20 protein-coding genes and 1 tRNA gene are annotated in these 21135 nt (G+C 73.3%); 13 read left to right on the top strand and 8 right to left on the bottom strand.

Annotated features, from left to right (window positions below; all coding sequences use genetic code 11):
• The first annotated feature begins 39 nt into the window (after window positions 1-39).
• The 9 genes from PKE99_RS20115 to PKE99_RS20075 all read left to right on the top strand — a co-directional run bounded on the left by PKE99_RS20115 (window position 40) and on the right by PKE99_RS20075 (window position 7572).
• Window positions 40-1443: a DNA-binding protein gene (locus PKE99_RS20115; RefSeq protein ID WP_037042754.1), complete on the top strand. Its 1404-nt coding sequence runs from the start codon at window positions 40-42 to the stop codon at window positions 1441-1443.
• Window positions 1444-1811: 368 nt separating this feature from the next.
• A complete protein-coding gene (locus PKE99_RS20110; RefSeq protein WP_037042756.1) occupies window positions 1812-2279 on the top strand; it encodes an MSMEG_3727 family PQQ-associated protein in 468 nt (155 codons plus the stop codon).
• Window positions 2280-2292: 13 nt separating this feature from the next.
• Complete coding sequence (locus PKE99_RS20105; protein ID WP_037042758.1) at window positions 2293-3993, top strand: PQQ-dependent dehydrogenase, methanol/ethanol family; 1701 nt, start codon at window positions 2293-2295, stop codon at window positions 3991-3993.
• 51 nt (window positions 3994-4044) lie between these two features.
• Window positions 4045-4140, top strand: coding sequence for a pyrroloquinoline quinone precursor peptide PqqA (gene pqqA / locus PKE99_RS20100; protein WP_037042760.1), 96 nt, complete (start codon window positions 4045-4047; stop codon window positions 4138-4140).
• Between the two features lie 60 nt (window positions 4141-4200).
• Window positions 4201-5094: a pyrroloquinoline quinone biosynthesis protein PqqB gene (pqqB, locus tag PKE99_RS20095; RefSeq protein ID WP_037042762.1), complete on the top strand. Its 894-nt coding sequence runs from the start codon at window positions 4201-4203 to the stop codon at window positions 5092-5094.
• Window positions 5095-5102: 8 nt separating this feature from the next.
• Window positions 5103-5804 (top strand): pyrroloquinoline-quinone synthase PqqC, encoded by a 702-nt coding sequence (gene pqqC, locus PKE99_RS20090; RefSeq protein WP_037042763.1) that lies wholly within the window; start codon window positions 5103-5105, stop codon window positions 5802-5804.
• A gap of 7 nt (window positions 5805-5811) precedes the next feature.
• Window positions 5812-6126, top strand: a complete 315-nt coding sequence (pqqD, locus tag PKE99_RS20085) for a pyrroloquinoline quinone biosynthesis peptide chaperone PqqD (RefSeq protein ID WP_037042765.1) — start codon at window positions 5812-5814, stop codon at window positions 6124-6126.
• Window positions 6119-7210, top strand: coding sequence for a pyrroloquinoline quinone biosynthesis protein PqqE (pqqE, locus tag PKE99_RS20080; protein WP_037042767.1), 1092 nt, complete (start codon window positions 6119-6121; stop codon window positions 7208-7210). Before pqqD ends, pqqE begins: the two co-directional genes overlap by 8 nt.
• Window positions 7207-7572 (top strand): hypothetical protein, encoded by a 366-nt coding sequence (locus tag PKE99_RS20075; RefSeq protein WP_051737040.1) that lies wholly within the window; start codon window positions 7207-7209, stop codon window positions 7570-7572. The genes pqqE and PKE99_RS20075 overlap by 4 nt, the downstream gene beginning before the upstream one ends.
• A 56-nt stretch (window positions 7573-7628) precedes the next feature.
• On the opposite strand, the gene PKE99_RS20070 is transcribed toward PKE99_RS20075, so the two are convergent.
• The 3 genes from PKE99_RS20070 to PKE99_RS20060 all read right to left on the bottom strand — a co-directional run bounded on the left by PKE99_RS20070 (window position 7629) and on the right by PKE99_RS20060 (window position 12115).
• Window positions 7629-7705 (bottom strand) — tRNA-Met (locus tag PKE99_RS20070).
• A 279-nt stretch (window positions 7706-7984) separates the two neighbouring features.
• On the bottom strand, window positions 7985-10915 hold the full coding sequence (locus PKE99_RS20065; RefSeq protein ID WP_197040540.1) for a UPF0182 family protein: 2931 nt from the start codon (window positions 10913-10915) through the stop codon (window positions 7985-7987).
• 177 nt (window positions 10916-11092) lie between these two features.
• Window positions 11093-12115 (bottom strand): YlbL family protein, encoded by a 1023-nt coding sequence (locus PKE99_RS20060; RefSeq protein ID WP_197040522.1) that lies wholly within the window; start codon window positions 12113-12115, stop codon window positions 11093-11095.
• Between the two features lie 50 nt (window positions 12116-12165).
• On the opposite strand from PKE99_RS20060, the gene PKE99_RS20055 reads away from it, so the two are divergent.
• Window positions 12166-13701 carry a zinc-dependent metalloprotease gene (locus tag PKE99_RS20055; protein WP_037042772.1) on the top strand — a complete coding sequence of 512 codons (1536 nt, stop codon included), beginning with the start codon at window positions 12166-12168 and terminating at the stop codon, window positions 13699-13701.
• Window positions 13702-13921: 220 nt separating this feature from the next.
• On the opposite strand, the gene PKE99_RS20050 is transcribed toward PKE99_RS20055, so the two are convergent.
• Window positions 13922-14524 carry a M48 metallopeptidase family protein gene (locus PKE99_RS20050; RefSeq protein WP_051737041.1) on the bottom strand — a complete coding sequence of 201 codons (603 nt, stop codon included), beginning with the start codon at window positions 14522-14524 and terminating at the stop codon, window positions 13922-13924.
• 128 nt (window positions 14525-14652) lie between these two features.
• Between PKE99_RS20050 and PKE99_RS20045 the strand changes: the two genes are divergently transcribed.
• Both PKE99_RS20045 and PKE99_RS20040 read left to right on the top strand, forming a co-directional pair.
• Window positions 14653-15783 carry a ThiF family adenylyltransferase gene (locus PKE99_RS20045; RefSeq protein WP_197040523.1) on the top strand — a complete coding sequence of 377 codons (1131 nt, stop codon included), beginning with the start codon at window positions 14653-14655 and terminating at the stop codon, window positions 15781-15783.
• Entirely contained in the window at window positions 15780-17096 is a 1317-nt protein-coding gene (locus PKE99_RS20040) for an ABC1 kinase family protein (RefSeq protein ID WP_037042774.1), read from the top strand. The genes PKE99_RS20045 and PKE99_RS20040 overlap by 4 nt, the downstream gene beginning before the upstream one ends.
• Window positions 17097-17301: 205 nt before the next feature.
• Here the strand turns inward: PKE99_RS20040 and PKE99_RS20035 are convergent, their stop codons facing one another.
• The 4 genes from PKE99_RS20035 to PKE99_RS20020 form a co-directional block, all read right to left on the bottom strand.
• A complete protein-coding gene (locus PKE99_RS20035) occupies window positions 17302-17541 on the bottom strand; it encodes a hypothetical protein (RefSeq protein ID WP_037042776.1) in 240 nt (79 codons plus the stop codon).
• Window positions 17542-17622: 81 nt separating this feature from the next.
• A complete protein-coding gene (locus PKE99_RS20030) occupies window positions 17623-18015 on the bottom strand; it encodes a WhiB family transcriptional regulator (RefSeq protein WP_425566440.1) in 393 nt (130 codons plus the stop codon).
• Between the two features lie 179 nt (window positions 18016-18194).
• Window positions 18195-18428 (bottom strand): hypothetical protein, encoded by a 234-nt coding sequence (locus tag PKE99_RS20025; RefSeq protein WP_037042778.1) that lies wholly within the window; start codon window positions 18426-18428, stop codon window positions 18195-18197.
• A 219-nt stretch (window positions 18429-18647) separates the two neighbouring features.
• Window positions 18648-20726, bottom strand: coding sequence for an ATP-dependent DNA helicase UvrD2 (locus PKE99_RS20020; protein ID WP_037042780.1), 2079 nt, complete (start codon window positions 20724-20726; stop codon window positions 18648-18650).
• Between the two features lie 105 nt (window positions 20727-20831).
• Here PKE99_RS20020 and PKE99_RS20015 point away from each other — a divergent pair, with 105 nt between their 5' ends.
• Window positions 20832-21074 carry a mycoredoxin gene (locus tag PKE99_RS20015; RefSeq protein WP_037042784.1) on the top strand — a complete coding sequence of 81 codons (243 nt, stop codon included), beginning with the start codon at window positions 20832-20834 and terminating at the stop codon, window positions 21072-21074.
• Window positions 21075-21135: the final 61 nt, after the last annotated feature.

The raw sequence follows: 21135 nt of genomic DNA, 5'->3' as shown, positions 1-21135 counted from the left end.
GGACCTCCCTGGCTGCGCTCAACGACGAGTGGTCTCCACATGAACGACGTACACCGGCTCGGTCCCACGGCGGCGACCCCCTACCGGGACACCGTGCTCGCGGCGTGGGAGCGGTTCGTCGACGGCGAGGACAGCGTCCCCGGCGTCCGCCCCGAGGTCGTCGTCTCCTGGCACCGTTGCCGGGAGCAGTACCGCGTCGACCCGCTCCTGCGCGCCGCACCGGTCGCCGTCGAGCAGATCGACCACACCCTCGAGCACGACGTCGTGTTCACCGAGCTGGGCGGGCTGGCGGCCTCCGTGGCCCAGGACGTCGACAACCTCAGCGGCATCGTCACCGTCGCCGACGCCACCGGGCGGATCCTCGCCGCGTGGGGGAACCACACCACGTTGGGCCGGGCGTCGGACTCCAACCTGGCGCCCTGGTACTGCTGGTCGGAGTGTGCGGCGGGCACGAACGGCATGGGCACGGCGCTGGAGGGCCACGGCCCGGTCCTGGTCCGCGGCGCCGAGCACTGGTGCCAGGCCTTCCACAACTGGGTCTGCGCCGGGATCGCGGTGCGCGACGTCGTGACCCGGGCCCCGATCGCGGTCCTCAACATCTCCTGCTGGCGCACCGCCCTGCCCGACGCGACGGGCGCGTGGCTCTCGCAGGCGGTCGCCACGACCCGGCGCACGCTGCGCAGCCGGGCCCGGGACAGCGGGACGGCGCTGGTCGCGGCCTTCACGCAGGCCCGGGCCCGCCCCGGAATCGCGCTCGCCGCGATGGACACGGCCGGCAAGGTGGTGATCGCCGACGAGACGGCGAGCGTGCTCATGGGCGTGCCGGCCCTCACCCCCGCGATCGACCCCACGGTGCGCTGGAACCCGGGGCTGCCGGACCTGATCGGCATCGCGCGCTACGCCGACCGGCAGGCGGCGCACAACCCGGACTGGGTGGGGGCGACCCAGGTCTTCACCCACCTCGCGGACGAGCCGACGCCGGTCGGCGTCCGCCCGGTCTTCGTCTCCGGTCGCATGGTGGGGAGCCTGCTCTCCTTCGGGGTCGTCGAGGGGGATCAGGTCGGCGAGCTCGAGGCGCCGGCCCGGCCGCGGGTGCCCCAGGGGGCGCGGCGGCGGATCGTCGCCCTCCGCGAGAACCGCCTCGTGCTGCTGCGGCCGTCGGAGGTCCACCTCGCCGAGGCCGACGGCAACGACGTGTGGCTCTCGACGGACGAGGGGCGCCTGCGCGCCGCCTCCGCCGGCCTCGACCGGCTCGACGACGACCTGGCCGACGCCGGGTTCCTGCGGGTGCACCGTCGGTACGTGGTGAACCTCGATCGCGTCCGGGAGGTCGAGCGCGGGGACAAGGGAGAGCTGTCGCTCGTCCTCGACAGCAAGGCGGGCGACCGGGTGCCCGTGTCGCGGCGCAACGCCCCCGGGGTGCGGCGCGCGCTCGGGATCTGAGCCCGGCCGGCGATCTTCCGGCGGCACCGGATCGCGGGGGAACGGTAGCCCGGACCGAACGAACGGCGCCCGGCACCGTGAACCAGTACGTGACCTTGCCGCTGCTCCTGTGACGCGCGTAACGTTTTCCTCCTCCGGCGAACGAATTCGGGGCGGGGTTCGATCGCGTACGGCGAACGCCGTTCCCGGCGATCGCCGTGCACATTTCCGGACGGCATTCGAGACGACCGACAGCGACCGATGCCCGGTACCCCGGCTCGTCGTCGCGCCCCGGACGAGCGGAGCGCGACACCCGAACCGGGACCGGCGGGCGGCCGGGCGCGCGAGGCGGACGACACGCGACAGGCGCGGACCAGGAGGCGGAGCCGATGACGACCAGTAGCGCCCAGGATCGGGCGGACCTGCTGCACAAGCTGGGACTGGACCAGCAGAACAAGGGCCCCATCGGACGTGTCATCACGACCGGCAACGTCGAACAGGCCAAGGAGCGCGAAGACGGCACCATGCACATCCGCCTCCGGATCAACCCGGACGAGATCGCATGGGACCCCGCCGTCATCGTCATGCCGCACGGCGGCGACCTCGAGATCGAGATCTTCAACGACGACCTGAACACGCACTGTGCGCTGTTCCCCAGCAATGGCGACCGGAAGTTCATCTGGTTGGTGAACCATTCCCGCGGCCGGGCGAAGCTCAATCTCGACGGCCCCGGCTACTACTGGTTCAGCTCGCCCACCGGCAACGACGAGGGCCGTGGGTTGACCGGCGCCATCGTCGTCCTCGGCGACGTCCCGCCCGAGGCGCGCCTCGACCGACCCGAACAGCCGCGGCCGTAGGAAGGAGCAGACCATGACCGTCGAGTACGTCGACGCCGGCGAGGCCATCGACCAGGGCGATCTGAGCGGCAAGCACGGCGACGCACCGCCGGTCGTCGAGAACGTGACCTACGAGCGTATCCTCGACGCCCGTTCCGAGCCCCAGAACTGGCTCACCTACTACGGCGCCTACAACGGCCAGCGGTTCAGCCCGCTGGACCAGATCAACACCGAGAACGTCAAGGGCATCGGTCCCGCCTGGATCTTCCAGTCCGGGACGAGCGGCATGATCGCCGGCGCGTCGACGTACGCCTTCGAGGCCACGCCGATCGTCGTCGACGGGATCATGTTCGTCTCCGGCTGGGACGGCTGGGTGTGGGCCCTCGACGCGAAGACGGGCACCGAGATCTGGCGGTACAAGCACGCCACCCCGTTCGACATCTCGCTGTGCTGCGGGAACGTGAACCGCGGGGTCGCCGTGGCGAAGGGGAAGGTCTTCTCGGTCACCCCGAACGCCCACGTGATCGCGCTCGACGCCGTCACCGGCAAGAAGGTCTGGGACAAGACCTACGGCGACGTCCGCGCCGGCGAGAGCGCGACGGTCGCTCCGCTGATCGTGAAGAACATGGTCATCGTCGGCAGCTCCGGCGGCGAGTTCGGCGTGCGCGGCCACCTGGACTCCTTCGACCTCGACAGCGGCGAGCACCTGTGGCGCTGCTACATGGTCCCGAAGCCGGGTGAGCCCGGTTCCGAGACCTGGCCGGCCGACGGCCAGGCCTGGGCCCGGGGCGGGGCGAACTGCTGGCTGACCGGCACCTTCGACCCCGAGACGAACCTGCTGTACATCGGCACGGGCAACCCGGCACCGGACTTCGACGGCGAGGTCCGGGAGGGCGACAACCTCTTCACCGACAGCATCGTCGCCGTCGACGCGGACAGCGGGCAGATCCGCTGGCACTACCAGTGCACCCCGCACGACGTCTGGGACTACGACAGCATCTCCGAGTGCATCCTGTTCGAGTCGGAGGGGCGCAAGCTGCTCGGACACTTCGACAAGAACGGCTACTTCTTCGTCGTCGACCGGACGAACGGCCAGCTGGTCCAGATCACGCCGTTCGTCGACCGGATCGACTGGGGCAACATCACCCGCGACGGCAAGGTGACCCCGGCGCGGTACCCCGACAAGGAGGGCGACCCGGTCCACTTCTACCCCGGTCCGGCCGGCGCGAAGGAGTGGACGCACGCGGCCTACAGCCCGGAGACCGAGCTGTTCTACGTCCCGATCCAGGACGTCGGCGCCACGGCCACCCGACGGCGCCGCGAGTTCAAGGAGAGCATCCCCTACTGGGGCGCGGGCGTTCAGGTCGACATCGAGGACATGACGGGCTACGTCAGCGCGTTCGACGCCAACGGCGAGGAGAAGTGGCGCTGGCGCAACAACCTGCCGATGTGCGCGTCGGTGCTGGCCACCGCCGGTGGTCTGGTGTTCGCCGGCACGCCCTCGGGCGAGTTCAACGCGCTCGACGCCCGCACCGGTGAGCTGCTCTGGCAGTTCCAGTGCGGCAGCGGCCACCACAGCAGCCCGACCACCTACTCGGTCGACGGCCGGCAGTACGTCGTCGTGCCGGTCGGCTGGGGCGGCTGGGCCGAGGGGTTCCTGCCCGGCATGCTCGGCGCCGGTCACGGCAGCGCGCTGATCGCCTTCGCCCTGCCGGAGGGGGCCCCGAGCCGGTAGGTCACGTGCCGTTCCTGTGCCGCACATCGGGCGCAGAGGGGAGGTGAATCCATGGAGTCCCAGCTCACCGAGTGGGAGCCACCGGAGTTCGACGAGATCGGCGTCGCCCCCGAGGTGACGATGTACGTCGCCCGGAGGGAGGCCTGACGGGATCGAGAGGTGCGCCGGGTCGACCCGGCGCACCTCTCCGCTTCGTGGAGGTGCCGGATGTGGCTGCGGGTGCTCGGGTCCGCCGCCGGCGGGGGTTTCCCGCAGTGGAACTGCGGCTGCCCGGGGTGCCGGGCGGTGCGCGACGGCTCGCGGCCGTGCGTGCCCCGTTCGCAGTCGTCGGTCGCGGTGAGCGCGGACCGGCGTTCCTGGTACCTGCTCAACGCCTCGCCGGACGTCCGGACGCAGATCGAGGCGTTCCCCGCCCTGCACCCGGACGCGGGCCGGGCGACGCCGCTGCGGGCCGTGCTGCTCACGGACGCCGAGCTCGACCACACGCTCGGCCTCCTGCTCCTGCGCGAGGCGCGCGCGCTGGAGCTGCACGCCACGCCCGCGGTGCGCGAGACGCTGTGCGAGGGGTCCGCGCTGCTCAGGACCCTCGAGCGCTACTGCGCGGTCGACTGGCACCCGGTCGTCCCGGGCGCCGACGTCGCCCTCGGCGACGGGCTCTCCTACCGCGCCTTCGACGTCCCCACGAGGAAGGCGGCGCGTTTCGGTCCCGGGAGGGCCGAGGGACGCGTCGTCGGGTACCGGCTGACCGACACCCGCACCGGCCGGGCCGCGGTGTACCTGCCCGGGGTGCAGGAGCTCGGCGCCGGCGTGCTCGCGCAGCTGCAGGACTGCGCCTGCCTGCTCCTCGACGGCACGTGCTGGAGCGACGACGAGATGGTCCGGCTTGGCCTCGCGTCGAAGACCGCGCGCGACATGGGGCACGTCCCGATGGACGGTCCCGGCGGCAGCCTCGCGCAGGTCGCGGAACTGCCCGTCGCACGGACGATCTACGTCCACCTGAACAACACCAACCCCGTGCTGCTGGACGACTCCCCGGAACGCCGGGCCGTCGAGCGGCACGGGGCGGAGATCGCCACGGACGGCCTCGAGGTGGAGGTCTAGGGGGTGCCATGACGGCCACGACCGACAGGACCGGGACGACCGCAGGCTTCGTGGACGCGCTGCGGGCGCGGTCGCGGCGCTACCACGACCAGCACCCCTTCCACGTGCGGATGAACGCCGGCCTGCTGAGCCCCGCGCAGATCCGGGGCTGGGTGGCGAACCGCTTCTACTACCAGGAGAACATCCCCCGCAAGGACGCCGCGATCCTCGCCAACTGCCCGGATCTCGAGGTCCGCCGGCGGTGGATCCGGCGCATTGTCGACCACGACGGCACGGCCGGCACCGAGGGCGGCATCGAGGCCTGGCTGCGCCTGGCCGAGGCCGCGGGGCTGACCCGCGAGGAGGTCCTCGACCACCGGCACCTGGCCCCCGGGGTCCGGTTCGCCGTCGACGCCTACGTGACCTTCGCCCGCACCCGGCCGTGGGTGGAGGCGGTGGCGTCGTCCCTCACCGAGCTCTTCGCGCCGGACCTGATGGCCGAGCGGCTCGCCGCGTTCGAGCGGTACTACCCGTGGATCGAGCGGGACGGCCTGACCTACTTCCGGAACCGGCTGCACCAGGCGCCCCGGGACTCCGAGCACGCCCTGCAGGTGGTGACCACGCACTGCCGCACCCCCGAGGAGCAGGAGCGCGCGGTCGACGCGCTGTCGTTCAAGTGCGACGTGCTCTGGAGCCTGATGGACGCCGTCGACCGGGCCTACCCGGGGTGAGGCGCCGATGAGCTCGCCCGACTCCGTGGTGACCGGCGCGGTGTCCCCGTCCGGGCGGCCGCGGCTCGCCCGGCACGTCCGGCTGACCTTCGACCGGGCGCGGGAGCGGCACGTACTGCTGCGCCCGGAGGCCGTGGTCGTCCTCAACGACACGGGGGCGGCGATCCTCGGCCTGTGCGACGGCGAGCGGACGGTCGCCGGGATCGTCGAGGAGCTGCGGGGCCGCTACGACCACGTCGCCGAGGCCGACGTGGAGCGCTTCCTCGCCGGCCTCGTCGAGCGGCGCTGCGTGGTGATCGACGTGGAGGACGACGATGGATAGGCCCTTCGGGCTGCTGGCCGAGCTGACCTACCGCTGCCCGCTGGCCTGCCCGTACTGCTCCAACCCGCTCGACCTCGCCGGGTACCGGGACGAGCTGGGCACCGCGGAGTGGCTCCGGGTGTTCGACGAGGCCCGGGACCTGGGCGTGCTGCAGTGCCACCTCTCCGGCGGCGAGCCGCTGCTGCGCCGGGACCTCGTGGACCTCGTCCGGCACGCGACCGGGCTCGGCCTCTACACGAACCTCGTGACCAGTGCCGTCGGATTCTCCCGGCGCCGCGCGGAGGAACTGCGCGAGGCGGGCCTCGACCACGTGCAGATCAGCATCCAGGCCGACGAGCCCGGCGCGTCGGACCGGATCGCCGGGACGCCGTCGTTCGCGCGCAAGATCGCCGCGGCGCGGATCGTGAAGGAGCTGGGCTGGCCGCTCACGGTCAACGTCGTGCTGCACCGGCAGAACATCGACGGTCTCGCCGACATCGTCGGGCTGGCCGAGGAGCTGCGCGCCGACCGCGTCGAGCTGGCCAACACCCAGTACTACGGCTGGGCGCTGCGCAACCGCGCCGCGCTCCTGCCCACCGCCGAGCAGCTCGACCGGGCGGAGGAGGTCGTGCGCGACGCCGCCACCCGGCTGGCGGGCCGGATGGACGTCGTCTACGTGCTCCCGGACTACTACGAGCGCTATCCCAAGCCCTGCATGGGCGGCTGGGGCGCGCGGCAGCTCACGGTCGCCCCCAACGGCGACGCCCTGCCCTGCCCCGCGGCGCAGACGCTGCCGCTCCCCCGCGCGAACGTCCGCGAGGACTCCCTGGAGCGGATCTGGACGGACTCGCCGGTGTTCCGGCGGTTCCGCGGCACAGATTGGATGCCGGAGCCCTGCCGGAGCTGCGACCGCCGCGAGATCGACTTCGGCGGCTGCCGCTGCCAGGCGTTCCAGCTCACCGGCGACGCCGCCCGCACCGACCCGGTCTGCCACCTCTCGCCGGACCACGAGATCGTCGTCGACCTCGTGCAGGCCGCCAACTCCGGAGCGCGGCCACGGGTGGAGGCCCTGGTCCCGCGCCCGCACCGGGCGGGTCCGTCATGAGGACCGCCGCCGACCGGCCCCGGCACCCCGAGGCCGACCAGGCCGAGCTGGCGTACCGCATCGCGTGCGACGCCTCCGTGCTCCAGCTCGAGTGCACCTACGCCGAGGCGCCGGAGCCGCTCTGCCACGAGCTGGTGCGCTGGTTCACCGCGACCGTGCGCCGGCTCCGGGAACCCGGCCTCCCCCTCGACGACCTGCGCGAGCTCGCCGACGAGTGGCGCCGGCGCCGTGCCGCCTACTTCTCCGACCACGACTGGGCCGAGGTCCGCCTCGTCCCACCGCTCGACCGCCCACGGCCCTCGCTCTGGTGGCGCCTGCGCCGGGGGCGGGAGCCGGTGCCACCGCGCCCGGCCGTTCGCTGACCCCCATGCGCACGAGCGGAAGGCCCCCGGGACGATGTCCCGAGGGCCTTCCGTGGTGGTAGCGGGGGCAGGATTCGAACCTGCGACCTCTGGGTTATGAGCCCAGCGAGCTACCGAGCTGCTCCACCCCGCGCCGCTGTGGTCCGCCCTTCCGGGCTTCGCACTGCTGTCTTGCTGTTGTGCCCAGAACATTACACGCTCGCGAACGGCATGTGCACGGGGGGGTCGGTTTCGATCCCCGACCCTCTGACCTGCGACAACGCCGCGTTCTCCCGCACGCTGAGGCGTTCTCGCCGGTCAGCGGGCCGCGGACCGGCTCCGGTAAGCCTGCTCACATCCTTCGGCCGGCTCCGAGAACGCCGACGGGCGGCCCCGGTGACCGGGACCGCCCGTCTGCAGCGCTGTGCGGGCCTCAGCCGCCCGGCGACGGGGCCGGGGTGGCCGAGGGCGCCGGGGCGGCGCTCTGGGCGGCCTGGAACTTCTTCACGGCCGCGTCGAGGGCCGAGAGCGCCTCACCCTGGGCCGTGAAGTCACCCGACTGCTGCGCGGCCTTGAGCTGGGCCAGGGCCGCGGAGATCTCGCCCGCCGCGGAGGCCAGCTCGGGGCTCGCCCCGGTGTTCGGTGTCGGCGACCCCGTCGACGGTGCCTGTGGCGTGGAGCCCTGGTTCGGTGTCGTGGCCGCGGCCCCGGCACCGGCGCCCGCCCCGAACACCTGGTCCAGCGCCGTCGCCAGGTTCGCGTCGTAGCCGACGCGCCCGCCGAAGCTCACCAGCACGCGGGCGAGCTGCGGGTAGGACGAGTCCTGCCCCGCCCGCTCGATGTACACGGGTTCGACGTACAGCAGCCCACCCGCCACGGGCAGCGTCAGCAGGTTCCCGTAGTCGATCGTGGTCTGGTTCTGTCTCAGCAGGTTCAGCTCCGACGACACGTTCGGCGAGCCGAGGAACTGCGCCTGGACCTGCTGCGGGCCGAGTGTCTGCGTGTCCGCCGGCAACTGCAGCACGGTGATCTTGCCGTAGGTGCCCGGTTCCGAGCTCGCCGACATGTAGGAGGCCATGAACTGGCGCCGCAGGCTCACGAGGGCGCTGGTGAGCTGGAAGCTCGAGCCGCTCTGCCCCGGCAGGCCCGTGAGCATGTAGTACGGCGGCTGCGCGTCCTGCGCCGCGCCCGTGTTGCCCTGGACCGTCGGGTCCGAGGGGACGTCCCAGAAGGAGACCGTGGAGAAGAACTCGCCCGGGTTGTCGACGTGGTAGCGGGTCAGCAGCTCCCGCTGGACCTTGAACTGGTCCTCCGGGTACCGGAAGTGCTCGCGCAGCTGGTCGCTGATGTCCGACGCCGGCTTGACCGTGCCCGGGAACGTCTTCATCCAGGTCTGCAGGACCGGGTCCTTGTCGTCGAAGGCGTAGAGGGTCACGGTGCCGTCGTAGGCGTCGACGGTCGCCTTCACGGAGTTGCGCAGGTAGCTGATGGTGTCGTTCGGCAGCCGCTGGCCCTGCAGGCCGAGCTGGCTGTCCTGCGTGGTGTCGCCCAGCGGCACCTGCTCCGCGTACGGGTAGTTCCGCAGCGTGGTGTAGCCGTCGACGATCCACTGGATACGCCCGTCGACGACCGCCGGGTACGGGTCGTTGTCGACGGTCAGCCAGGGGGCGACCTTCTCGACGCGGTCCCGCGGGTCCCGGTCGTACATGATCTTCGAGTTGTCGTTGATCGAGCTGTTGAACAGGATGTTCCGCTCGCCGTAGTAGAGCGAGAAGACCAGCCGGTTGAACAGGTTGCCGAGCGAGACGCCGCCCTTGCCCGTGTACGTGTACTGGGCGCTGTCGGTGTCGTACTCGCGCGGCGCGGCAGCCTCCTCGGCGCCGACGATCGAGTAGTCCGTGATCAGCTCGCCGTAGTAGATCCGCGGCTCGGCGACCGGGATCTGCCCCTCGGTCGTGGTGTCGCTGACGGTGAACTTCGGCAGGCCGCCCTGGCCGCCGGTGTCCTCCAGCGCGGCGTTGACCTGGTTCGCCGGCGCGGCGACGAAGCCGTTGCCGTGCGTGTAGACGAGGTGCCGGTTGATCCAGTCCTGCTGGTTGCCGACGAGCGCGCTCGAGTCGAGCTCACGGGCGGCGACCACGTAGTCCTGCTTCTGCCCGTCGACCGTGTAGCGGTCGATGTCCAGCTTCTCGGGGAAGCCGTAGAAGTTCCGCCGCTGCTGGAGCTGGGTGAAGGTCTTGGTGAGCTTGCCCGGGTCGAGCAGGCGGATGTTCGGGATCGTGTCCGTGTCCGCCCGGACCTGCGCCGACGTGGCGGACGACGTTCCCGAGTACGGCTCGATCGTGACCTTGTCGTCCGTGAGCCCGAAGGCCTGCCGGGTGGCGGCGATGTTGCGCTCGATCGACGGCGCCTCGCGCTCGTTCGCGTTGGGCGCGACGACGAACTGCTGCAGCACCGCGGGCCATGCGGCGCCGACCAGCACGCTCGACAGCACCAGCAGCACCACCGCGATGGCCGGGAGCTGCAGGTTCCGCCGGAACACCGCCGCGAAGAACGCCGCGGCACAGATGATCGAGATGACCAGCAGGATGATCTTGGCCGGCATCACGGCGTTGAGGTCCGTGTAGGTGGCGCCGAAGAAGTTCTGGTTGCGGTCGGAGTAGAGCAGCTCGTACCGGTCGAGGTAGTACGCCACCGCCTTGAGCAGCACGAACACGCCGGCGAGGATCGCCAGCTGCGCCCGCGCGGCCGCCGAGACCTGGCCCGAGCGGCCGGCCAGCCGGATCCCGCCGAAGACGTAGTGCGCGATCAGCGCCACCACGAAGCAGATCGCGACCGTGACGAACAGCCAGTTCAGCAGCATCCGGATGAACGGCAGCGTGAAGGCGTAGAAGCCGATGTCGTTGCCGAACTCGGGATCGGTCTGCCCGAACGGCGTGCCGTTCAGGAACATCTGCGTGGTCTGCCAGTCGCCCTGCGCGGCCAGGCCGGCGATGATGCCGACGATCACCGGAATGCCGATCCCGAACAGCCGCAGCCGGCCGATGATCACGGTGCGGTACCGGGCGATCGGGTCCTCCGGCCCGTTGACCGGCACGAAGACGGGGCGGAACCGGTAGGCGAGCCAGAGCGTGAGCCAGACCGCGCCGCCGAGCAGCAGCCCGCCGATCACGAACTGGACGATCCGGGTGCCGATCACGGTGCCGAGCACGCCGCGGTAGCCGGTCTCGCCGTACCAGAGCCAGTCGACGTAGAAGTCGACCAGCCGGGATCCACCCAGCAGCACCACCACCAGGACCGCGGCCGCGATCAGCAGTATCCGCGTACGGCGGGACAACGACGGTGCTCCCGCCGGGGGCCGCATGGCCACGGCAACTCCTCGAGGGTCGGTTCTGGTGCGTCAACTCTACGGACGGGGTGTGGAGTTCCCGTGTGTCCCGTGTGCCCGCACCGTTCGTACGGTTCGTCCGTTCCGTGTCCGCTCGCCGGCGACCGTACCGCGTCCGCCCGACAGTGCGGATCCGCCCAGCTCAGCCATTCTTCAGGGGGTGCACAGCGGGGCCTGCCCGCCGCCGTCGAGCGTCTCCAGCGCGTCGACCGCGGAGGCGAGCGTGGTCACCCGGACCAGGCGCAGCCCGTCGGGCGCGTTCTGCACGGCCTCGGCGCAGTTGTCGCTCGGCACGAGGAAGGTGACCGCGCCCGCGTCCCGCGCCGCCCGCATCTTGAACGGGATGCCGCCGATCGGTCCGACCGTCCCGTCCGCCGTGATCGTGCCGGTGCCCGCGACGAACTGGCCGCCGTTGAGCTCCCCCGGCGTCAGCTTGTCGACGACGGCGAGCGCGAACATCAGCCCGGCCGACGGGCCGCCGATGTCCCCGAGGCTGATGGTGATGGCCCCGGAGACGGGCTGGACACCCGGCCGCACGCCGAGCATCCCCTGGTCGCGGTCCGGGCTGGAGCCGAGCGTGATCGTGGCGTCCTGCTGGGCGTCGCCGCGCCGGTAGGTGACGACGACGGGCTCGCCCGGCCGGGTGCCGTTCAGCGCGTCGGCCACGGCCTGCGGGGTCGCGACCGGGGTCCCGCGCACCGCGACGATCGTGTCGCCCTGCTGCAGCACGCCCTCGGCAGGCGAGCCGGGCACGACGTCGGCCACCGTGGCCCGGGTCGGCAGCTTCAGCTCGGACAGCGCGGCGAGCTCGGCGTTCGTCTCCGACGCCGTGAACTGCTCCGCGTTCTCCCGGTCGACCTCCTGGGTCGACCGCCCGGGCGGGAACACCGTGTCCCGCGGCACCAGCCGCCGGTCCGGTGCCAGCCAGAACCCGAGGGCCTGCAGGCCGGTCACGCCGTCGTTGACCGAGACCGTGGTCATGTTGAGGTGCCCCGAGGTGGGGAAGGTCGGCGCCCCGTCGACGGCGACGACCTGCGTCCCGTCCACGGCGCCCAGCGTGTCGTAGGTCGGCCCGGGCCCCAGGGCGACGAAGGGCACGCGGACGACGGTCCCGACGCCCACCACCACCATCACCAGGAGCACCGCGGCGACCAGCGTCGACGTCCGGCGTCTCACGGAGAGCGAACCTACGCCGCAGCCCCCGGGGGCCGCGTACCGTGGTCGGCATGAGTGACGTCCCGTTCGGCTTCGGCCCTTCCGACCGCGACCCGGACCGCGACCCGGACCGCGACCGCAAGCGGGACGAGGGTGGCGAGGGCGGCAACGAGGGCCCCAAGGACCCCTTCGGCTTCGGCAGCCTCCCCGGCGGCGGTCAGTTCCCCGGCATCCCGGGGATGCCCGGCATCCCGGGGATGCCCGGCATGCCCGGCGGCGGTCCGGGCGGCTTCGACGTCGGCCAACTCGGCCAGATGCTCAGCCAGCTCGGGCAGATGCTGTCCAGTGCGAGCCAGGCGGGCGGCGGCGGTGGCGGCCCGGTCAACTACGACCTGGCCGCGCAGATGGCGACCCAGCAGCTCGCGCAGAAGACCTCGTCGCTCACGGACGCGCAGCGCACCGCCGTGGCCGACGCGCTCAAGCTGGCGGAGCTCTGGCTCGACCCGGCGACGGAGTTCCCGGCCGGCGCGACCGAGACCGTGGCCTGGACGCCGACGGACTGGGTGAAGGCGAGCATGCCCACCTGGAAGCGGCTGTGCGACCCCGTCGCCCAGCGGGTGTCCGGCGCGTGGGTGGAGGGCCTGCCCGAGGAGATCCGCAGCGCCGCCGGCCCGATGCTCGCGATGATCGGCCAGATGGGCGGGCTCGCCTTCGGCAGCCAGCTCGGCAGCGGCCTCGGCCAGCTCGCCGCCGAGGTGCTGACCGGTACCGAGGTCGGCTTCCCGGTCGGGCCCGAGCGCACCGCCGCCCTGCTGCCCGAGGCCATCGAGAAGTTCACCGAGGGCCTCGACCGCCCCGCGAGCGAGGTCATGATCTACCTGGCCGCCCGCGAGGCGGCGCACCATCGGCTGTTCGCGCACGTGCCGTGGCTGCGGGAGCGGCTGCTCGGCGCGGTCGAGGACTACGCCCGCGGCATCACCGTCGACACCTCGCGCATCGAGGACATGGCCCGCCAGATCGACCCGTCGAACCCGGCGTCGATCCAGGAGGCCATGCAGTCCGGCATGTTCGAGCCGCAGACCACGCCGGAGCAGAAGGCGGCGCTGGCCCGGCTCGAGACGCTGCTCGCCCTGATCGAGGGCTGGGTGGACACCGTCGTGGCCGAGGGCGTCGGCGAGCGGCTGCCCGGCGCGGGCGCGCTGCGCGAGACGCTGCGTCGCCGCCGCGCCTCCGGCGGCCCGGCGGAGCAGGCCTTCGCCAGCATCGTCGGGCTCGAGCTGCGGCCCCGGAAGCTCCGGGCCGCCGCCGAGCTGTGGAAGCTGCTCGGCGAGGAGCGCGGCATCGAGGGGCGCGACGCGGTGTGGGCCCACCCGGACCTGCTGCCGGACTCGGACGGCCTCGACGACCCCGCCGGCTTCGTGCAGCACCGCGACGACACGGCCGACCCGATCGCCGAGCTGGAGAAGCAGTTCGCCGCCGAGGCCGCCGAGGCCGCGGAGCAGGAGAAGCCGGAGGAGCCGGAGACCCCCGACGCCTCCGACTCGTCCGACCGCCCGGACGAGTCCGGCAAGGGGGACGACGAGGGCGGGTCGGGCCCGAAGGCCTGATCCTTCGCTCTGGTGGGTGTGCGGGCCGGGACGGGCGCCACGCCGTTGAGCATGATCACCGCTTGCGGTAGCTGGCGGACGCTGATGGCCGGGATGTACCCCGTTCGGTGATCATGGTCGCCGGCGGGCGGGGTGTGCCGGGTCCCGGCGGGTGTCCGGGGCGGCAGATCGTCGACGAGGCGACCAGGCCCGGTGCCCGGTGGGAGATCGCCGGACCTGGTCAGCCGATGCTGGCGGCCGCCTCGTCCGGGTCCGCGGCGCCCTCGTCCTCGGCGTCCGGCAGGTCCTCGCCGTCCGTGCCGACCAGGCCCAGGCCCGCGGCCGCGGACAGCCCCTCCAGGTAGCCGATGGCGCGCTCGGTGCGCGGGTAGTGGTGCACGAGCGACCAGAAGTAGTCGTCGTGCCCCGGGGCGAGCAGGTGCGCCAGCTCGTGCACCAGCACGTAGTCGACCACCCAGCCCGGCGCCTCGCGCAGCCGCTCGCTGATCCGGATCGTGCGGTCCTGCGGGGTGCACGAGGCCCAGCGGGTGCGCATCGGCGGCACCCACCGCACCGACGCCGGCGTGGCCCGGCCGCCCAGGTACCGCTTCGACAGCTCGAGGCAGCGGTCGAGCAGCGCCTCGTCGCCGTGCCGGCCGGGTGAGCGGCGCTTGGCCTCGCTCTTCTCGAGCCGGTTGACCATCTCGTCCACCCAGCGCCGTTCCTCGGCCTCGCTCATCCAGCCCGGGATGAACACGATCACCGTGTCACCCTCGCGCCGCGCGCTGACCATCCGACGCCGCCGTTGACTCCGTCTCACCTCGACGACCGCGGGGCTCGCCATTCCCCCACCCTAGGCCCCGCGACGGGCGGGCGGGAGCGGAGGACCTCGGGCGCCCGGGTTGTCCACAGGTCGGCGCACCTGTGGACAACCGTTCGCGGGGCCGCGGCCCGCCGACCATGCTCGGTCCCGTGATCCGCGCACTCGCCTCCCTCCCCCGCCGGCTGGTCCTGGCCCCGCACCGGCCCCTGCTCGCCCGCGGTGCCCGCGCACGCCAGGTCGGGCTGGCCCCGCGGGGCAACGTCGTGGTGGACGGGCTGCCGGCCGCGCTGCTGCCCCTGCTCGAGCGGCTGCGTGCTCCGGCGGTCGCGCTGGACTGGGTCGCCGAGGCGGCGGCCCGCGGGGTCGGGGTCGAGTTCGCGGAGGCCGTGCTGCGCGGGCTCGTGGCGCGCAGCGCGCTCGTCGACCCGGCCGTGGGCGAGCGGCGGGCCGAGCGCCGGGCGGCGAGCGCGGTGCAGGTGCGGGGCGACGGGCCGTTGGCCGTCGCAGTGGCGGTGGCGCTCGCGCGGGCCGGCGTCGGCGCGGTGCAGGTGCTGGCCCGGGGGCACGTCGAGAGCGCCGACGTCGGCTGCGGGTACGAGGAGGAGTCGGTGGGCGGGCCCCGTGCCGACGCGGCCGCCGAGGCGGTGAAACGGGTCCGGCCCGGCACCGCCACCGATCCCCTGCCGCCCGGCCGCACCCCCGATCTGGTGGTGCTCACCGACGCAGTGGTCCCGGAGCCGGAGGTCGTCACCGAGCTCACGGTGACCGGGACCGACCACCTGCCGGTGCTGGTCCGCGAGGGGCTCGGGGTGGTGGGGCCGCTGGTCCTGGTCGGGCGCTCGCCGTGCCTGCGGTGCGTCGAGCTGGGCCGGGGCGACCTCGATCCGGCGTGGCCGGTGGTCGCTGCCCAACTGACCGGGCGCAGCGGTGGGGCGGAGCCGGAGGCCGTCACCGCCACCGCGGCCCTCGGGGCGGCGCAGGCGCTCCTCGCGCTCGACGGCGAGCGCCCGCCGCCGACCCTCGGCGCGGCCCTCGAGCTCGACGTGCACGGCGGCGGCCTGCACCGGCGGCCCTGGCGGGCGCACCCCGACTGCCACTGCGGCGCGAGCCCGCGGGCTGCACCCGTCCCGGCCCCGCGCATCGCGCCGGGTCGGGCGGGTGTGGGGGCGACTGCAGCGGCCGTCGGAAGGGCAGATGTGACGGACGCCTCCCCCACGTGCGCCGCGGAGGTCGGCGCGACGTGCGTGCCGGCGGCGCGGCGGGAGACAATCATGAGGTGAGCGACATCCCCCGCCGCACCGCCTCCCGCACGGCCAAGCTGGCCAGCCTGCCGCTCGGGGTCGCCGGACGCGCCGCCGCAGGATGGGGCCGCCGGCTCGCCGGTGGCGACCGTGACCAGATCTCCGCGCAGATGATGGCCAAGAGCGCCGAGCAGCTCTTCGCGGTCCTGGGCGAGCTCAAGGGCGGCGCCATGAAGTTCGGGCAGGCGCTGAGCATCTTCGAGGCCGCGGTGCCCGAGGAGCTCGCCGGCCCGTACCGCGAGGCGTTGACCAGGCTGCAGAGCGCGGCCCCGCCGATGCCACCGGCCGACGTGCACCGGATGCTGGCCGAGCAGTTCGGGCGCAACTGGCGGTCGCGGTTCCAGGACTTCGACGAGGAACCCGCCGCGGCGGCGAGCATCGGCCAGGTGCACCGCGGCGTGTGGCGCGACGGCCGTGAGGTCGCCGTCAAGGTCCAGTACCCGGGTGCGGAGGAGGCGCTACGGTCCGACCTGCGCCAGCTGTCCCGGATGAGCCGGCTGCTGCAGCCGCTGGCGCCGGGCATGGACATCAAGCCGCTGATCACCGAGCTGCAGGAGCGGATGGTCGAGGAGCTCGACTACCGGGACGAGGCCGACAACCAGCGGGCCTTCGCCGCCGAGTACGACGGCGACCCCGAGATCCGGGTGCCGAAGGTGGTCGCTTCGGCGCCGCGGGCGATGGTGAGCGAGTGGGTCACCGGGCGCCGGCTGTCGGACGTGATCCGCGCGGGCACCCAGGAGGAGCGCGACCACGCGGGCGCGCGGCTCGCGGGGTTCCACTACTCGGCGCCCTACCGGCTGCACCTGCTGCACTCCGATCCGCACCCCGGCAACTTCCAGGTCCTCGACGACGGCCGGCTGCTCGTCGTCGACTTCGGGGCGGTCGCGCGGCTCCCCGAGGGACTGCCCCCGCCGCTGACCGTCATGACGAAGTTCGCCCTGGAGAACCGGCCCGCCGACCTGCTGCAGCTGCTGCGGGACGAGGGCTTCGTGCGCCCCGGCACCGAGCTCACGGCGGAGGAGGCGCTGGCCTACCTGGCGCCGTTCACCGAGCCCCTGCACACCGAGAGCTTCCACTTCACCCGGGCCTGGCTGCAGCGGCAGGCCGAGCGCGTCGGCGACCTGCGGCGGCCCGAGTTCGACACCGGGCGTGCGCTGAACCTGCCGCCGCAGTACCTGCTGGTGCACCGGGTCACCCTCGGCACGCTCGGGGTGCTGTGCCAGCTCGAGGCGGACGTGCCGCTGCGGGGGATCGTCGGCCGCTGGCAGCCCGAGCTGTTCGCGGCCACCTGACCCGCCGCGCCGCCGGGGCGGACGCGGATCCGGACGGACGACGCCCGCCCCGGAGGTAGCTCCCGGGGCGGGCGTCAGGAACCGCGGTGGGACGCGCGGCGGCCGTCGTGGCGAGCGAGGGCGGCGGGGCGTCACCCGTCGCCGGGCCCGGTCCGGTGCGACGGACGGGGCCCGGCGGACGTGCACCGCGGTGCCCTCCCGCGACTCAGCCGGAGGCGGCGCGGGCGCGCGCGGCCCGGCCGGCGGCGTAGGCCGCCAACCGGTCCCAGCGCCGGCCCGCGGAGAGCCGACGCGCGAGCCGGTGGTCGCGCGCGGCCTCCTCCGCTTTTTGCTGTCGCGATCGGGCCAGGGCTTCGTTCATCACCAACATCGCGGTGCCCCGGGCGTCGACGCGCGGTCGCACGTCGTGGGCCGGCCGGTCGGTGCGGATCACGAGATCGGTCATCGGATTGTCTCCTCTGAAGGGACGCCGTCCCGGGGGGAAGGGATCGGGCGCCGGTTTGTCGGTCGGGTGGTTCTCGATCGGTCAGGCGCAGGGCCGGGCGGCCGTGGCGGCCATCTGCCGGGCCCGCTCCTGGGCCTTCTGGTGCGCCTCGGCCCAGGCCCGGTCACGGGCGAGGTCCGCCTTGCTGGGTCGGCCCCTCGGGCGCTTGCGCGGGATGACGACTCCTCGTTCGAAGATCTCGCCGCCCCACACGCCCCAGGGCTCCTCCCGGGACAGCGCGCCCGCGAGGCACTCGATCCGGATCGGGCAGCTCTCGCAGAGAGCCTTCGCCTTCTCCAGCTCGGCCGGGGCCTCGGCGAACCACAGGTCCGCGTCGCCCTGCCGACAGGGCAGGTCGAGGCCGGACTCGGGGGTGTCGCTGAGCAGACCGCCGAGGTCGGGAGCGGTGTCGCCGCCGCCGATCTCGTGCCTGATCGCCCCGCCGTCGCACGGGGTGGATCTGACTAGCACCGCACTACCTCCTGGTGTGGTGGGTGTTCTCTTCCTTCGGTGGTGGATGGGTGGACGCCGTGTCCCGGGTGGGGACACGAAAAAGGGCCGCGGATCCCTGGTGTGGGTTCCGCGGCCCCGAAACTCGACGGCCGGCTGGGCTGCTACGACCTTCGTCGGCACAGCCCGTTCGGAACGGACACACCTGTCCAGTTGTGATCGGCGATGACCGCGACCTGCGGCACCTGCTTCTCGGTGACGACGCGGAACGCGGCGAACGGCCAACCGCCGCGCGGGCGGCGGAGGGACGGCGCGACACCGAGGCGGGTGGAGACACCGGCGGGCGCGATCGCACGCGGGGTCCCGGTCGTCCCGGTCGTCATCGCGTAGATCTCCATGGCGGCGCCTCCTCTCCGGCAGCTCGGTGCGGTTCCGTGCGGAAGGACGGGGCGTTGCTCCGTCCGTGCATGTGAGACTAGAAGCAGCGCCCCGACGCGCACAACAGAATTAATCCGTTGATTCGAGAAGCAGTTTCCGATCCACCCGGGCGTCGTCGATCGTTCGCCACAGGGTCACCGGGGCGTAGCCGATGCCGCAACTCGCGGTGCGGTGGCCGGTCAGGCGCCCGAGTCGGTGACCAGTGCGAGGACGTCGGGCCCGTACCGGTCGAGCTTGCGGGCCCCGATCCCGGGGATCCCGACGAGCGCGGCGGCGTCGGCCGGGCGCTGCTCGGCGATGGCGGTGAGGGTCGCGTCCGTGAAGATCACGTAGGACGGCACGCCCTGCCGCTTGGCCACCTCGCCGCGCCAGTCGCGCAGCCGCTCGAGGAGCTCGGTGTCCACATCGGACGGACAGGCCCCGCACCGCTGCAGCTTCAGCGCGGTGGTGCCGATCAGTGGCTCCCCGCACACCCGGCAGCGCGGTTTCGGGCCGCCCGACCGGCGGCGGTCGCCCTGGGCGACACGCGACGCCGGGTGCTCCTCGGGGATCAGCCCGTACAGGAATCGGCTGCGGCGGCGCTGCCGGCCGCGGCCCGAGGCGCGCGCGAGGGCCCACGACATCCGCAGCACCCGCCGGGCCCGGGTGACGCCGACGTAGAGCAGGCGGCGCTCCTCCTCGATCGCGGACTCGTCCCCCTCGGCGTGCTGGATCGGCAGGGTCCCGTCGACCAGCCCGACGAGGAACACGACGTCCCACTCCAGGCCCTTGGCGGCGTGCAGGGACGCCAACGTGACGCCCTGGACCACCGGCGGGTGCGACGCGTCCGCCCGGGTCTCGAGCTCGGCGGAGAAGCGGCGCAGGTCCGCCTGCGGCTCCACTGCCGCGAGCTCCTCGGCCAGCCCCACGAGCGCCAGCAGCGACTCCCACTGGGCGCGCATGGCCGTGCCGGCGGGCGGCTCGTCCGTGAGCCCGACCGTCCCGAGCACCCGGCGCACCGCGGTGACCAGGTCCATCCCCTCGGGCAACGGCGGAGCGGTGCGCAGCGCGATCATCGCCCGGCGCACCTCGGCGCGGGTGAAGAAACGCTCGCCGCCGCGCACCTGGTACGGCACGCCGGCCTCGGTGAGCGCCTGCTCGTAGCTCTCCGACTGCGCGTTGATCCGGAACAGCACCGCGATCTCGGCGGGCGGGGTGCCGTCGGCGACCAGCCTGCGGATCTTGGCCGCGACGGCGGCGGCCTCGGCGGGCTCGTCCTCGTACTCGGCGAAGTCCGGGTCCGGTCCGGGCGGCAGCTGCCCGACGAGCCGCAGCCGGCTCCCGGCGACGCGGCCGCGCGCGGCGCCGATCACGGAGTTCGCGCAGGAGACGATCTGCGGGGTGGAGCGGTAGTCCCGGGTCAGCCGGACGACGGTGGCCTCCGGGAAGCGGCGCGGGAAGTCCAGCAGGTAGCGGGGCGAGGCCCCGGCGAAGGTGTAGATCGTCTGGTTGGCGTCGCCGACGACGGTGAGGTCGTCCCGCTCGCCGAGCCAGGCGTCGAGCACCCGCTGCTGCAGCGGGGTGACGTCCTGGTACTCGTCGACCACGAAGCACCGGTACCGGTCGCGGAACTCCTCGGCGACCGCGCGGTGCTCCTCGAGCGCGGCCGCGACGTGCAGCAACAGGTCGTCGAAGTCGAGGGCCTCGGCCTGGTTCTTCAGCGCCTCGTACCCCGCGTAGACCTGCGCGACCTGCTCGACCGGGCCCGGGACGTCCCGCCGCAGCCGGGCGACCTCGGCCGGGTAGCTCTCCGGGGTGACCAGGCTGGACTTGGCCCACTCGATCTCGGTGGCGAGGTCGCGCAGCGCGTCCGAGTCGGTGCCCGCCCGGGCGCGCGCCGCGGCCTGGCCGATCAAACGGAGCTTGCCCTCGAGCAGCTGCCACTGCCGCTCCCCGACGACCCGCGGCCAGAAGTAGCGCAGCTGCCGCAGGGCGGCCGCGTGGAACGTGCGGGCCTGGACGCCGCCGGCGTCGAGCGCCCGGAGGCGGGTGCGCAGCTCCCCCGCCGCCCGCGCCGTGAACGTGACGGCCAGGACCTGCCCGGGCGCCACGTGCCCGTGCCCGACGAGATGGGCGATCCGGTGCGTGATCGTGCGGGTCTTCCCGGTGCCCGCGCCGGCCAGCACGCAGACCGGACCGCGCGGCGCGGTGACGGCGGCCCGCTGTTCCTCGTCGAGCCGGTCGAAGTCGGCCGGAGCCGTCACGGAAGCCGTCACCACCCCATCCTGACAAACCCCACCGACGGTTCCCGCGCACCCTCGTGACGTGACCGACCGCACAACCGGGTGCGGAACGGCGTGCCCGGCGCCGCTGTTGAAGCCTGCATGGCGCAGCTGACGATGTACTCGACCACGTGGTGCGGCTTCTGCCGCCGCCTCAAGCTCCAGCTCGACGAGGCGGGCATCGAGTACCGCGAGATCGACATCGAGCGGAACCCCGACGCGGCACGCTTCGTCGAGGGCGTCAACGGCGGCAACCAGACGGTGCCCACCGTCCTCTTCCCGGACGAGACGACCGCCACGAACCCGAGCTTCGCCGAGGTGAAGAAGCGACTGACTGCGGCCTGACCCGCGCCACACGGCCCCGACCGGACCCGTCCGGCCGGGGTCGCGACGTTCTCGGCGCCGT

The sequence above is a fragment of the Pseudonocardia halophobica genome, assembly GCF_027922425.1.
In the GTDB taxonomy this organism is placed as follows: Bacteria; Actinomycetota; Actinomycetes; order Mycobacteriales; family Pseudonocardiaceae; genus Pseudonocardia; species Pseudonocardia halophobica.
This window is presented reverse-complemented; position numbering and strand designations above follow the sequence as displayed.

Bases quoted from the DNA above. Each gene is read 5' to 3' on its own strand.
- PKE99_RS20115 (WP_037042754.1), top strand. From the start codon at position 40: ATGAACGACGTACACCGGCTCGGTCCCACGGCGGCGACCCCCTACCGG.
- PKE99_RS20110 (WP_037042756.1), top strand. From the start codon at position 1,812: ATGACGACCAGTAGCGCCCAGGATCGGGCGGACCTGCTGCACAAGCTG.
- PKE99_RS20105 (WP_037042758.1), top strand. From the start codon at position 2,293: ATGACCGTCGAGTACGTCGACGCCGGCGAGGCCATCGACCAGGGCGAT.
- pqqA (WP_037042760.1), top strand. From the start codon at position 4,045: ATGGAGTCCCAGCTCACCGAGTGGGAGCCACCGGAGTTCGACGAGATC.
- pqqB (WP_037042762.1), top strand. From the start codon at position 4,201: ATGTGGCTGCGGGTGCTCGGGTCCGCCGCCGGCGGGGGTTTCCCGCAG.
- pqqC (WP_037042763.1), top strand. From the start codon at position 5,103: ATGACGGCCACGACCGACAGGACCGGGACGACCGCAGGCTTCGTGGAC.
- pqqD (WP_037042765.1), top strand. From the start codon at position 5,812: ATGAGCTCGCCCGACTCCGTGGTGACCGGCGCGGTGTCCCCGTCCGGG.
- pqqE (WP_037042767.1), top strand. From the start codon at position 6,119: ATGGATAGGCCCTTCGGGCTGCTGGCCGAGCTGACCTACCGCTGCCCG.
- PKE99_RS20075 (WP_051737040.1), top strand. From the start codon at position 7,207: ATGAGGACCGCCGCCGACCGGCCCCGGCACCCCGAGGCCGACCAGGCC.
- PKE99_RS20065 (WP_197040540.1), bottom strand. From the start codon at position 10,915: ATGCGGCCCCCGGCGGGAGCACCGTCGTTGTCCCGCCGTACGCGGATA.
- PKE99_RS20055 (WP_037042772.1), top strand. From the start codon at position 12,166: ATGAGTGACGTCCCGTTCGGCTTCGGCCCTTCCGACCGCGACCCGGAC.
- PKE99_RS20050 (WP_051737041.1), bottom strand. From the start codon at position 14,524: ATGGCGAGCCCCGCGGTCGTCGAGGTGAGACGGAGTCAACGGCGGCGT.
- PKE99_RS20035 (WP_037042776.1), bottom strand. From the start codon at position 17,541: ATGACCGATCTCGTGATCCGCACCGACCGGCCGGCCCACGACGTGCGA.
- PKE99_RS20025 (WP_037042778.1), bottom strand. From the start codon at position 18,428: ATGGAGATCTACGCGATGACGACCGGGACGACCGGGACCCCGCGTGCG.
- PKE99_RS20015 (WP_037042784.1), top strand. From the start codon at position 20,832: ATGGCGCAGCTGACGATGTACTCGACCACGTGGTGCGGCTTCTGCCGC.